The organism is Novosphingobium sp. NBM11 (assembly GCF_015390225.1).
Taxonomy (GTDB): domain Bacteria; phylum Pseudomonadota; class Alphaproteobacteria; order Sphingomonadales; family Sphingomonadaceae; genus Novosphingobium.
In genome coordinates this window covers 3,641,793-3,654,627 of record NZ_VUOG01000001.1, presented here as the reverse complement: position 1 = coordinate 3,654,627, position 12,835 = coordinate 3,641,793, and the positions used below count along the sequence as shown (strand labels likewise).

At 68.6% G+C, this 12,835-nt stretch carries 12 protein-coding genes; 4 read left to right on the top strand and 8 right to left on the bottom strand.

What is annotated here, in order from left to right; translation table 11 throughout:
• Positions 1–2 precede the first annotated feature (2 nt).
• Positions 3–1,109 carry an efflux RND transporter periplasmic adaptor subunit gene (locus F1640_RS17675; RefSeq protein ID WP_206694708.1) on the bottom strand — a complete coding sequence of 369 codons (1,107 nt, stop codon included), beginning with the start codon at positions 1,107–1,109 and terminating at the stop codon, positions 3–5.
• 106 nt (positions 1,110–1,215) lie between these two features.
• On the opposite strand from F1640_RS17675, the gene F1640_RS17670 reads away from it, so the two are divergent.
• On the top strand, positions 1,216–1,872 hold the full coding sequence (locus tag F1640_RS17670) for a response regulator transcription factor (protein WP_194920426.1): 657 nt from the start codon (positions 1,216–1,218) through the stop codon (positions 1,870–1,872).
• Positions 1,869–3,248, top strand: coding sequence for a sensor histidine kinase (locus tag F1640_RS17665; protein WP_194920424.1), 1,380 nt, complete (start codon positions 1,869–1,871; stop codon positions 3,246–3,248). Before F1640_RS17670 ends, F1640_RS17665 begins: the two co-directional genes overlap by 4 nt.
• Here the strand turns inward: F1640_RS17665 and F1640_RS17660 are convergent.
• A complete protein-coding gene (locus F1640_RS17660; RefSeq protein ID WP_124808830.1) occupies positions 3,220–3,702 on the bottom strand; it encodes an Lrp/AsnC family transcriptional regulator in 483 nt (160 codons plus the stop codon). The genes F1640_RS17665 and F1640_RS17660 overlap by 29 nt on opposite strands.
• A gap of 117 nt (positions 3,703–3,819) precedes the next feature.
• Here F1640_RS17660 and putA point away from each other — a divergent pair, with 117 nt between their 5' ends.
• Both putA and F1640_RS17650 read left to right on the top strand, forming a co-directional pair.
• Positions 3,820–7,338 carry a bifunctional proline dehydrogenase/L-glutamate gamma-semialdehyde dehydrogenase PutA gene (gene putA, locus F1640_RS17655; RefSeq protein ID WP_194920422.1) on the top strand — a complete coding sequence of 1,173 codons (3,519 nt, stop codon included), beginning with the start codon at positions 3,820–3,822 and terminating at the stop codon, positions 7,336–7,338.
• A 93-nt stretch (positions 7,339–7,431) separates the two neighbouring features.
• Positions 7,432–9,597 (top strand): penicillin acylase family protein, encoded by a 2,166-nt coding sequence (locus F1640_RS17650; RefSeq protein WP_194920420.1) that lies wholly within the window; start codon positions 7,432–7,434, stop codon positions 9,595–9,597.
• Here the strand turns inward: F1640_RS17650 and F1640_RS25415 are convergent.
• From F1640_RS25415 to F1640_RS17625, 6 genes are all read right to left on the bottom strand, one after another.
• Entirely contained in the window at positions 9,594–10,496 is a 903-nt protein-coding gene (locus F1640_RS25415; protein ID WP_309229296.1) for a PepSY domain-containing protein, read from the bottom strand. The genes F1640_RS17650 and F1640_RS25415 overlap by 4 nt on opposite strands.
• Positions 10,466–10,981 (bottom strand): PepSY domain-containing protein, encoded by a 516-nt coding sequence (locus F1640_RS25410; RefSeq protein WP_255530400.1) that lies wholly within the window; start codon positions 10,979–10,981, stop codon positions 10,466–10,468. The genes F1640_RS25415 and F1640_RS25410 overlap by 31 nt, the downstream gene beginning before the upstream one ends.
• Before the next feature lie 31 nt (positions 10,982–11,012).
• Complete coding sequence (locus F1640_RS17640) at positions 11,013–11,672, bottom strand: SCO family protein (protein ID WP_194920412.1); 660 nt, start codon at positions 11,670–11,672, stop codon at positions 11,013–11,015.
• The gene (locus F1640_RS17635) at positions 11,659–11,874 is read right to left on the bottom strand and encodes a hypothetical protein (RefSeq protein ID WP_194920409.1); all 216 of its coding nucleotides are present in this window, start codon (positions 11,872–11,874) and stop codon (positions 11,659–11,661) included. The genes F1640_RS17640 and F1640_RS17635 overlap by 14 nt, the downstream gene beginning before the upstream one ends.
• On the bottom strand, positions 11,871–12,371 hold the full coding sequence (locus F1640_RS17630; protein WP_194920407.1) for a DUF2244 domain-containing protein: 501 nt from the start codon (positions 12,369–12,371) through the stop codon (positions 11,871–11,873). Before F1640_RS17630 ends, F1640_RS17635 begins: the two co-directional genes overlap by 4 nt.
• A 72-nt stretch (positions 12,372–12,443) precedes the next feature.
• Positions 12,444–12,827 (bottom strand): hypothetical protein, encoded by a 384-nt coding sequence (locus F1640_RS17625; protein ID WP_194920405.1) that lies wholly within the window; start codon positions 12,825–12,827, stop codon positions 12,444–12,446.
• Positions 12,828–12,835: the final 8 nt, after the last annotated feature.

The following is a 12,835-nucleotide window of genomic DNA, read 5'->3' as shown; positions in this document are numbered from 1 at the left end:
CCTTACTGCCCCGCCAGCGACTTGAGTTCGGTCACGCCCGTCGTCGCCACCTGTTCCCCGACCCGGATTCCGCCGGACAGCACCGCCCGCCCGCCGGTTTCGATGGCGACGGCCACCTTGCGCCGCTCGAAGGCATTGCCCTTGCGCACGAAGACGTAATCCTGTCCGTCGATCCGGGTGACCGCGCTGACCGGCACCGCCACGCCGCTGGCGCCGGATGCGCCGCCAATCACCGCGGTGACGCCTTTGCCGGGCACCAGCCCGTCAGAGGCCGAAAGGGTGGCCTTCGCCGCAATCGAGCGCGTGACCGGATCGAGCGAGGCGCCGACCGAAAGTATCTTGCCGGTGACGGTGGCGCCGCCCTCCAGCGGCACCTGCACTGCCATGCCCGGCTGCACCTGCCGCGCCATCCGTTCGGGCAATTGCAGGTCCAGCCGCAGCGCCGAGGTGTTTTCGATCACGAAAGGCGCCGCGCCGCCGCCGACGGCTGCACCGGTTTCGACCGTCGCCGTCGCCACGCGTCCCGCAATGGGCGCGCGCAACGTGACCGTGCCATCGCGCCCCGCGCCGGCCAGCGCCAGCAGGCGCCGGTTCTCGCGCACGCTTGCCTCGCTGCGCTGAAGCGCGGCGCTGGCCTCGTCGGCGCGGACGCCGGCAACGACGCCCTCGCGCGCGAGTTGCGAAAGCCGGTTGGCGTTGGCCCGTGTCAGCGCCAGATCGGCTTCGGATCGCGCAAGTTCGGCGCCGAACTGCACCGGCTCCGCCGCGCGCACCACGGCCAGCGCCTGCCCCTTCGCAACCGCCTGTCCCTGGATCACCAGAACCTGTACCGCGGTTCCGGCGAAAGGCGTGGTCACCGCCACGCGCGCTTCGGGCGGCAGATTGACTTGCGCGGGCACCGAACCGATCGGCAGCGCGCCGGCGTCTTCCGCTGGCTTCACCTGGATGCCAAGGCGCTCGATCTGCGCCGCTGTCAGCGCCTGCGCGCCGGCTTTTTCCGTCGCGCTTTCCGTTGCTTCGGGAGCCGGCGCACGACTGGCACTCCACCAGAAAGCACCGCCGGCGAGAACGACGGCAGCCACGCCGCCTGCAAGAATCCGCTTGTCCATATCAGGGGCAATAGCCACGAACCTGACAGGAGCTTGTCAGTTTGGGAGAATACTGACAGCTTTTTCGCGATTGCTCACCGATCGGCGGAGGAGAAGGACAACAACGATGCGGCTGCTGCTGGTCGAGGATGACGAACAACTGGCGCGCCGCCTGTCCGACCGCCTGCGCGGCGCAGGCTTTGCCGTCGATCTCGCGCGCAACCGCGCAGAAGGCGAAGACTGGCCCGACATGGACAAGATGGCGGCGGTGATCCTCGATCTGGGCCTGCCAGACGGCACCGGCATGGACCTGCTGCGCTTCTGGCGTGCGCGCCGCGTCGAATGCCCGATCCTGATCCTGACCGCGCGCGGAAGCTGGCAGGACAAAGTGGAAGGGCTGAACGCCGGCGCCGACGATTTCGTGGTCAAGCCGGTCCGTTTCGAGGAACTGCTGGCCCGGCTGAACGCGCTGTTCCGCCGCCACGCGGGCAAGCACGATCCCTGGCTGGAGGAAGCCGGCATCCGGCTCGATCCGGTCAGCCGCACCGCGCTGCGCGATGGCGAGCCGCTGGTGCTGAGCAAGCAGGAGTTCCGCCTGCTGCAACTGTTCCTGCGCCGCGCCGGGCAGGTGCTCTCGCAGGGCGATATCATCGAGCATCTCTACGATCTCGACAGCCAGCGGGAATTGAACGCGGTGGAAGTGCTGGTCTCGCGCCTGCGCCGCAAGATCGGTCGCGACCGCATCACCACGCTGCGCGGGCTGGGCTACAGGTTCGAACGATGACCCACCACGCCCCCCTCCCCGACCCGCGCGGGCTGCTGAACAGCCTGCGCGCGCGCGTGTTGCTGGCCATCCTCGTGTGGGTCGGCCTCGGTATCGGCGGCATCTGGTTCTCGGCCACGCGCGTCTTCACCAAGCACATCGAGGAACAGTACCACGAGGAACTGGACGTCCACGTCCGCGAGCTGGCCGGCTTGGTGAAGATCGGCCCCGGCGAACACATCGAACTCACCCGCCCGCTGTCCGATCCGCGCTATCTGGTGCCGCTTTCGGGCTTCTACTGGCAAGTCAGCGTGGACCGGGGCATGATCCTGCGCTCCGCCTCGATGACGCGCGGCGCGCTGGACGAGGACGTCGCCCATGGCCCGGTCATCGTCCACCGGCTCGACAACGGGCCGACCGGCCCCGCCATCACCTATGGTCTGATCCGCAAAAGCCCCAGCGGGCGAGACATCCACTTCGTGATCGCCACCGACCAGCGCCTGCTCGACGAAACCATCGCCCGGTTCACGCGCGAACTGACGCTGTGGCTGCTGGCGCTGGCCGTGGCGCTGGTGGCGACGGGGCTGTTCATCGTGGTGTTCGGCTTCCGCCCGCTCGACCGGCTGGCGCAGGCCACCTCGCGCCTGCGCGCCGGCACCACCGCGCGGCTGGACGGACACTACCCGGTGGAGATCGCGCCGCTGGTGGACGACCTCAACGCCTATATCGCCCACAACACCGCAATCGTCGATCGCGCGCGGGTGCAGGCCGGCAACCTCGCCCACGCGCTGCGCACGCCGCTGGCGGTCATCACCGACGAGGCCGAACGGCTGGCGCAGGATGGCGGCACCTCCGCCTCCGCCGCGGTACTGCTGGAACAGACCCGGCTGATGGCGCAGCAGATCGAATACCAGCTCGCCCGCGCCCGCTCCGCCGCCGGATCGGGCGCGCCGGGCGCGATCAGCCGCCTGTCCGACGTGCTGGCGCCGATCCTCTCGGCCATGCGCCGGCTGCACCCGGACAAGCGCTTCGATCTCGTCAACCACGCCGGACCGGAGGCGGCGTGGCCGGTCGATCCGGTGGACCTGTCCGAACTGCTTTCCAACCTCATCGACAACGCGGGCAAGTGGTCCGAAAGCCGGGTGCAACTGGTGATTGGCGAGGACGGCAGCGTCCGCGTGATCGACGATGGCCCCGGCCTTGCCGTCGGCGACATCGCCCGCGCTTTCGAAATTGGCAGCCGCTTCGATCCCGGCAAGCCCGGATCGGGCCTGGGCCTTGCCATCGCGCACGACATCGCGACCGCCTATGGCCTGTCGCTGACGCTGGAAAACCGGCCATCGCCCGCGCACGGCCTTATCGTTCAGCTCAGGGCGCGCGGCCCGACAGATCCTTGACCGCTTCCATCACCACGAACGTGGACGTGTGCGAAACATGCGGCAGGCGGGAAATCTTCTCGCCCAGCACGGCGCGGAACCGGGCGATGTTGGCGGTGCGGACTTTCAGCAGGTAGTCGAAATTGCCGGCGATCATGTGGCATTCCTCCACTTCCGCGATCGCCTTCACCCCGCGGTTAAACTCGGCCAGCGCCTGCTCGCGCGTGTCCGACAGCTTCACTTCGGTAAAGGCGATGTGATCCAGCCCCAGCCGCGCAGGGTCGATCACCGCGCGAAAGCCGGTGATGACGCCGTCATCAACCAGCCGTTTCAGGCGGACCTGGCACGGCGTCTTCGAGAGCCCCACACGCTCCGCCAGCTCGGTCACGGGCAACCGCCCCTCGCGCCCCAACACGTCGAGAATGCGCTTGTCGAACTGGTCAAGATGCCTTTCAATATCGTTTTCTTGAGGCATATTGCCCTTTTCTATCCCCATTTTTCTCAAACTCCCTATCTCAAACGCGCCAAATAAGCCAGATTGCTTTTCCCGCTTCTGATAGGATCGTGGCATCCCGTTCCAGAGGTTCACCCCATGACCACGCGCCCGCCCTTCGCCGATTTCGCTCCCCCCATCCGCGAACAGGATGCGCTGCGCCAGGCGATCACCGCCGCCTATCGGCGGCCCGAGCAGGACTGCATTGCCGCGCTGCTGCCCCAGGCGACGCTGCCAGACGCGGCCCGCGCCGAAGCGTCCACGCTGGCCCGCCGCTTGGTCGAAGCGCTACGCGCCCGCCCCAAGGGCAGCGGCGTGGACCAGCTCGTGCAGGAATTCGCGCTCTCCACGCAGGAAGGCGTGGCGCTGATGTGCCTTGCCGAAGCCCTGCTGCGCATTCCCGACGACGCCACGCGCGACGCCCTGATCCGCGACAAGATCGCCGGTGGCGACTGGCGCGCCCATATCGGTGGCAACCGATCGCTGTTCGTCAACGCCGCCACCTGGGGGCTGGTGGTTACGGGCAAGCTCACCGCCAGCGTCGACGACCGCAACCTCGGCAACGCGCTGACCCGCCTCATCGCCCGCGCCGGCGAACCGATCATCCGGCGCGGCGTCGATCTGGCCATGCGGATGATGGGCGAACAGTTCGTCACCGGCCGCACCATCGAGGAAGCGCTGGAGCGCGCGCGCGAACTGGAGGCGAAAGGCTTCCGCTACAGCTACGACATGCTGGGCGAGGCCGCGATGACGGCGGACGACGCGGCGCGCTACCTGGCCGATTACGAGAACGCGATCCGCGCCATCGGCCGGGCATCGGCCGGGCGCGGCATCGTGGACGGCCCAGGCATCTCGATCAAGCTCTCCGCGCTCCATCCGCGCTATGCCCGCGCGCAGGCGGATCGCGTGATGTCCGAACTCCTGCCGCGCGTGAAGGGCCTGTGCGAACTCGCCAAGCGGTTCGACATCGGCCTCAACATCGACGCCGAGGAAGCCGACCGGCTCGAACTCTCGCTCGACCTGCTGGAAAGCCTGGCGCTCGATCCCGATCTTGCCGGCTGGAACGGTCTTGGCTTCGTGGTGCAGGGCTATGGCAAGCGCTGCCCCCATGTGATCGACTGGATCGTCGCGCTGGCGCGCCGGTCTGGCCGGCGAATCATGGTGCGGCTGGTCAAGGGCGCCTACTGGGACGCCGAGATCAAACGGGCGCAAGTGGACGGGTTGGCCGATTTCCCGGTCTATACCCGCAAGGTCCACACCGATGTCGCCTATATCGCCTGCGCGCGCCGCCTGCTGGACGCCCCGGACGCGGTGTTCCCGCAGTTCGCCACGCACAACGCGCACACGCTGGCGACGATCTACGCCATGGCCGGGCCGGACTTCGCCTCCGGGGCTTACGAGTTCCAGTGCCTGCACGGCATGGGCGAACCGCTGTACGAGGAAGTCGTCGGCGCGGACAAGCTGGACCGCCCCTGCCGCATCTATGCCCCGGTGGGCACGCATGAGACGCTGCTGGCCTACCTTGTCCGGCGCCTGCTCGAAAACGGGGCGAACTCCTCGTTCGTCAACCGCATCGCCAACGAGGCCGTGCCGGTGGAGGAGATCATCGCCGATCCGGTGGAGCAGGTCCGCGCCATGCCGATTCCCGGCGCGCCGCACCCGAACATCGCGCTGCCCGGCGCGCTCTATCCCGGCCGGCGCAACAGCCGGGGCGTGGACCTGTCCAGCGAGGCCGTGCTGGCCGATCTGGCCGAACGTTTCGCCGCCGCCAGCCGCGAGCCGGTCCACGCCGCGCCCTCCCCGCGCCTCGCCACGCTTCCGGCGCGGCCGGTACGCAATCCCGCCGAGCACGACGACACCGTCGGCACCGTGGCGGATGTGACCGCCGAAGCCGCGCGCGAAGCGGTCCGCATCGCCGCCGGCGCGGCCGCCACCTGGGCTTCCACGCCGATCAACGCGCGCGCGACGTGTCTGGAGCGTGGGGCCGATGCGCTGGAAGCGGCGATGCCCGATCTGCTCGCCCTGATCGTGCGCGAAGCGGGCAAGTCCGTGCCCAACGCCGTGGCCGAAGTACGCGAGGCTGTCGATTTCCTGCGCTACTACGCGGTCCGCGCGCGCAGCGACCTTGCCGGCAGCACGCCGCTGGGGCCGGTCGTGTGCATCAGCCCGTGGAACTTCCCCCTGGCGATCTTCACCGGGCAGGTCGCCGCCGCGCTCGTCGCCGGCAATCCCGTGCTGGCCAAACCCGCCGAGGAAACCCCGCTGATCGCGGCCGAAGCCGTGCGCCTGCTGCACGCCGCGGGCGTGCCGGCCGACGTGCTCCAGTTCGTGCCCGGCGATGGCGCGATCGGTGCGGCGCTGGTCGGCGCGCCGGAGACGGCGGGGGTGATGTTCACCGGCTCCACCGACGTCGGCCGCCTGATCCAGAAGCAGCTTTCCACCCGCCTTTCCGCCACTGGCCGCCCTATCCCGCTGATCGCGGAGACCGGCGGGCAGAACGCGATGATCGTCGATTCCTCGGCGCTGGCCGAACAGGTTGTGGCCGATGTCATCGCCTCGGCCTTCGACAGCGCGGGGCAGCGCTGCTCCGCGCTGCGCGTGCTGTGCCTGCAGGAAGACGTGGCCGACCGGGTGCTCGCCATGCTTAAGGGCGCGCTGGCGGAGCTGCGCATCGGCCGCACCGACCGGCTGGCGGCGGACATCGGCCCGGTCATTACCGCCGAAGCACAGGCGCGGATCGAGGCGCACGTCGACGCGATGCGCGCGCGCGGGCGCAAGGTCGAGCGCCTGCCGCTGCCCGACGGAACCGGGGCCGGCACGTTCGTCGCGCCGACGATTATCGAACTCGAGGCCCTGTCCGATCTGGAACAGGAAGTCTTCGGCCCGGTGCTGCACGTGATCCGTTATCGCCGGCAGGACATCGACGCGCTGGTCGATGCGATCAACGCCTGGGGCTTTGGACTGACCTTCGGCCTCCACACCCGGCTCGACGATACGATCGCGCGCGTCACCAGCCGCATCCATGTCGGCAACATCTACGTCAACCGCAACGTAATCGGCGCGGTGGTGGGGGTGCAGCCCTTCGGCGGACACGGGCTTTCGGGCACCGGACCGAAGGCGGGCGGGCCGCTCTATCTCCAGCGCCTTGTCCAGCCGCGCCCCGCGCTGCCGTTCCCGGTGGATGCGGAGGTCGTGCTGCCCGGTCCGGTGGGCGAACACAACCTCTACCGCACCGGCCCCGCCGGGCGCGTGATCCTGTTCGCGCAGGACGGCGCCGCCCTGGCCGCACAGGTCGAGGCCGCGACCGCGCACGGCAACACGGCCGTCATCGCCGATTCCGCATTGCTGCCATCCCTGCCCTCCGCGCTGGCAGAGCGGGTGCTGGCACCGGCGGACTGGCGGCAGGCAGGGCCGTTCGCCCGCGCGCTGGTCCACGGAGACGGCGCCTTCGTCGCAGCCGTGCAAAAGGCGCTTGCCACGCTGCCCGGCCCGATCGTCACCGCCGAAGCGTCGTGCGCCACCGGCGGCTATGCACCGGCGATGCTGGTGGGCGAACAGTCCGTGTCGATCAACACCACCGCGGCCGGAGGAAACGCCAGTTTGATGACGCTGGCCTGATGGCGCTGGCCTGACCGGAATCCACGCTTGGCGTATGGCCCGGCGCGTGCGACGAAGCCATCCGGCTTCACGGCACCAGAGGAACAAGACAAGATGCGGCACTCCATCGGCCGGGCGTATTTCGGTTCTGCGGCAGCACTGGCCCTGTTCGGCGCATGGTCACCGCACGCCCGCGCCGCCGATGCGCCGCGCAACGTGGTGGTCCAGCGCGACGACTGGGGCATCGCCCACATCACCGGCCAGACCGACGCAGATGCCGTCTATGGCATGATCTATGCGCAGGCCGAGGACGACTTCAACCGGATCGAGGTCAACTACCTCACCAACCTGGGCCGGCTGGCCGAGGCCGAGGGCGAAGGTGCGCTGTGGTCGGACCTGCGCCAGCGCCTGTTCATCGACCCCGAGGTGCTGAAGGCCGATTACGCCGCCAGTTCGCCGTGGCTGAAGGCGCTGATGGACGCCTGGGCCGCCGGCCTCAACGCCTTCCTGGCCGATCACCCGGAGGTGAAGCCGCGCGTGCTGACCCGGTTCGAACCGTGGATGGCGCTCAGTTTCACCGAAGGCAGCATCGGCGGCGATATCGAAAGCGTGCCGCTGAGCCAGTTGCAGGCGTTCTACGAAAAGCGCGCCATCGCCATGACCGCGCTGGAACGCGGCACGCAGTTCCGCGAGCCGCAGGGTTCCAACGGCATGGTGATCGCGCCGTCGCACACGCAGGACGGGCACGCGCTGCTGCTGATCAATCCGCACACCAGCTTCTTCTTCCGCTCCGAACAGCAGGTGACCAGCAGCGAAGGCTTGAACGTCTATGGCGCGTCCACCTGGGGGCAGTTCTTCGTCTACCAGGGCTTCAACCCGCACGCCGGCTGGATGCATACCTCCAGCGGTATCGACAACGTGGACGAGTTCGCCGAAACGATCGCGCCTTCGCCCGATGGCGATCTCTATTACGGGTACGGCGGCGCCTTGCGCAAAGTGACGGTGAAGCCGGTCACGCTCGCCTACCGCAAACCCGATGGCGCCATGGCCACGCGCACCTTCACCACTTATGCCACGCACCACGGCCCGATCGTGCGCGAAGCGGACGGCAAGTGGATCGCCTTCGCGCTGATGAACAAGCCCGTGCCCGCGTTGGAACAGAGCTTCCTGCGCACCAAGGCGCGCGATCTGGCGGGCTTCCTGCAAGTGGCCGAGCGCAAGGCCAATTCCTCCAACAACACGCTGTTCGCCGACGACAAGGGCGAGATCGCCTACCTCCACCCGCAGTTCGTGCCGGTGCGCGACGACCGCTTCGATTACCGCAAGCCGGTCGACGGCAGCGATCCGGCAACCGACTGGAAGGGGCTGCACGCGCTGTCCGATCTGCCGCAAGTGGTGAACCCGAAGAACGGCTGGGCGTTCAACGTCAACAACTGGCCGTGGACCGCTGCCGGGGCGGACAGCCCGAAGGCGAAGGCCTTTCCCCGCTACATGGATCAGGTGGGCGAGAACCCGCGCGGCGCCCATGCCGAAAAGGTGCTGTCGGCCCGCTCCGATTTCACGCCCGATCGCCTGATCGCCGCCGCCTACGATCCGTGGCTGCCCGCCTTCACGCGCCTGCTGCCCGGCCTGATCGCCGCGCATGACAAGGCCCCCGACCCGGCGCGCGCGGAACCGGTGGCGCTGCTGCGCGGCTGGGACCAGCGCTGGGCGCTCGATTCCACGGCGACCAGCCTTGCCGTGTTCTGGGGCGAAGCGCTCTGGGCCAAGGGCGCGGACGAGGCCAAGCGTTCGGGCATCACGGTGTGGGACTGGATGGCCGATCACGCCACCGATGCCCAGCGCCTTGCCGCGCTGGACGAAGCGACCGCCCGGCTCAAGGCCGATTTCGGCGATTGGCGCGTGCCCTGGGGCCAAATCAACCGCTACCAGCGCAACGATGGGGCAATCCGCCAGACGTTCGATGACGCGAAGCCCAGCACGCCCGTGCCTTTCACGTCGGCGCAATGGGGCTCGCTCGCCGCGTTCGGCGCGCAGCGCTATCCGGGTACGAAGCGCTATTACGGCACGCGCGGCAACAGCTTCGTCGCCGTGGTGGAATTCGGGCCGCGCGTGAAGGCCAAGGCCGTCAGCACCGGGGGCGAAAGCGGCCACCCCACCTCGCCTCACTTCGCCGATCAGGTGAGCCGCTACGTTTCGGGCGAGTTGCGGCCGGTGTACTTCTATCCGGAAGACCTGGCCGGCCACGTTACGTCAAAGGAGGAACTGGTGCGGCGTTAAACCGTCCGCACCAGACCCAGCCAGCGCGCGGCGGGCGCGATCCGCACCAGCACCAGCCGCTCGATCACCAGCATGGCCGCCATCGACAGCGCCAGCAGCGGCAGGAAGGCGGCCAGCATCAGCGCGATCGCGGCCATGCCCCGCTTGCGCGCAGGCACCGCCGGCAGCGGTGGCGCGCCCAGCGCGCCGCCGGGCTTGCGCCGCAACCACAGTACGAAGCCACTCACCGCAAGCGTCACCAGCATCAGCGCGGTCATCACCCCGATCAACTGGTTCACCCAGCCGAACAGCGCGCCTTCGTGCCAGGAAATGCCATAGCCCACGACGCGATCGATCGGGTGCTTGTCGGCAAAGGTCTCGTGCGAACGCTGCGCGCCGGTGCGCGCATCGAACGTGTAGGTTTCACCCAGCAAACGGTTCTGCGTGTCCGCCTTCACGATCCACGCCAATGAGGGCTTGGCGCCGAACGCCCCCGGCGCGCCCGGTGGCATCACGATCACCGGCCAGGCCATGTGACGCGATCTGGCTTCCGCCACGATCTCGGTCAGCGAAACCGGCGTCGGCCCGCCGGCATGATCATGCGCCATGCCCGGCATGGCGTGCATGGACCCGGCCCCCGCCATCATCGCGGCATGATCGTGCCCGGCGTGATCGTCGGCATCGGCGGCGCGCCCGCCGATCGTCCAGTCCTGCTTGCCCTTGACCCAGCCCATCTCCGTGCGCACCGCCTTGAACGCACTACCCCAGACCGAGGCCCACGGCAGCCCGGTTACCAGCAGCACCAGCGCCAATCCCGAGACCCAGAACCCCGTCACCGCATGAAGATCGCGCCAGAAGGCCTGCGGCCCGCGTGTCAGGCGCGGGTAGATCACGCCCGCCGCCCCCGTCCACGCGGCCACCACAGGTAAAGCCCGGTCAGGATCATCACGATGCCCCAGCTCGCCGCCAGCTCGACGATCCAGCTTCCGCGCTTGCCCAGCAGCAGCTGCCCGTGCACCGCGCGATCGATCGCGATGATCCGCTTGTCCGGGTCAAGGCTGCCCAGCACCTTGCCCTGCGGGGAAACGAACACGTCGCGCATCCCTTTCCCTCCCGGCAGGGCGATATGGACCAGCGCGGCATCGCCTTCGCGTTCGGGCAGGCGATAGGAATGAAGCCGCGCGCCCGGGAAGGCGGACAGCGCGGCTTCACCCTGCGCGTCGGGCGAAACGGTTTCCGCAACAGGCAGGGAGCGGAAAGCCCGTTCTTCCCACCGCTCGATCTGCGGCTTGAACAGATAGAGCGATCCCGACAGCGCAAGCACCAGGACCATCGGCACCGCGAACAGGCCGGCATAGAAATGCCAGCGCCAGATCGTGCGGTAGAGGGCGAATCTCTGATTCATGGGAGAAATCCGTGGAGGTTGGCGGTCCGGATCAGCTTCGTTCGACCAGCCGCTTGAGCTTGCCCAGCGATTCCGCTTCGGGTTCCTGGAAATTGATCGTGTCGGCAAACCGGCCTGCGGCATCCATCAGGTAGATCGCGGCGGTATGGTCGATCATGTAATCGCCACCCGGCTGCGGCACCTTCTGGACATAGACGCCATAGGCCTTCTCGATCGCGGCCAATTGCGCGTCGGTTCCGGTCAGGCCGTGGATCGGCGTGCCGAACATCGCGGCATAGCGGCCCACGTCCGCCGGCGTGTCATGCCCGGGATCGACCGAAACGAACACGATCTCGAACCGGCCGCCGTCCGTCCCCAGTTGCTTGCGCAACCGGGCCATCCGCGCCAGGCTGGTCGGGCAGACATCCGGGCAGCGGGTGAACCCGAAGAAGATGGCAAAGGGTTTGCCCGCCAGCTTGGTGCTGGGAAAGGGCGATCCGTCAGGCGCGATCAGCGTGAACGGGCCGCCGATGTCCGCCCGCTGTTCGCCAACATCCTGCCCTCCCGCGTTCTCCGGCTGTCCTCCCTTGCCGCCGCCGAACGCCACCAGCGCCAGACCCAGAAGGCCGATCGACACCAGCAGGACCGCCAGCCAGCGCAGGCTTCGGTCGCCAGCTGGCGGAGCGGCATCGTCAGGATCAGGAACGGTCATGCGCTGTTTTCCGGCTGCAATCGGGCGAAACGCAGACAGCGCCCGCTTCGTCCAGCGCCGATGCCATGCCCGGCAGCAGCAGCCCCGGCACAGCGGCCAGTCCACGCGCTGCAAAGCACAGGGCCACGGCGGCCCATGTCCGGCGGCGAATGCGACGCAAGTGCGCGGCGCGCGCGGGCGAGAGCGTGAAAAGGCCGCTCACGGCCTGCTCTCCGTTGCCGCGCCCAGCGCCGCCGCGATGACAGGCGCCACCGCGCGCCGTTCGTCGAGGCTCAGGCAGCGGCCGATCTCGATCACATCGGCCGCGGTCCGCACCAGCAGGCGCAGGGCCGACGGCGTTGGCGCTTCAACCCGGAACGAAAGCCACGGGCCTTCGCATTCCGTCACCCGGCCATGGCTGTCGGCATGACGTAGGCGACCGGGGCCGACTTCCAGCGTTTCCGCCGGCGCCGCCTGCTTGTGGTGCCGCTCCAGCGCGAACGTCAGCGCGGCGACGGCGGCCAGCGAGAAGGCGGGGACCAGCCAATACCCATGGACAACGGGCACGATCGACAGGATCAGCAACAGGAACGCCAGCGCGGCAAAGGCGGAGCGCGCCTCATGGGAGAGCGCCGAGCGATTTTCGCGCATGCGGACGACAATCGCGCCGTTATCGCACACGCCAGACCGTCCACGCGGACGGTCGAGTATTTCATACATCAGGGGTACTCCGGCATGCCGGGGGCGCATTATCCGCGCCGCCCGGCCGATCCGACAGGACGATTCAGGCTGTCAGGCGCGGACCGGAGGGCCGCAGGGCGGCGGCAAGACGTGGCGGGCACGCGCAAGGCGCGGCAACGGCGCGGGGGCGAACCCCAGCGCGAGCACGAACAGGATCGCCAGCGCGATCTGGATAGGGTCCGCCCCGCCCAGCGCCGCGAAGGCATGTCCGGCGAACGGGCAGACATCGTGCGATGGCGAATTGCCATCCTTCTGGCCGGAAGCCGGCAGGGGAACCTGACGAGCGAGATGATCGCCCGAAGCATCGGCACAGACGAGGAGAGTCAGGATTTTCTGCCCCTGCGCCGGCCCCACCATGTAGCCAGCGGGCAACAGCGCCTTCATCAGCAGCGCGAACGCTACGACGATCGCCGCCAGGCGGCGATGTCCGATCAAGAAGGCGC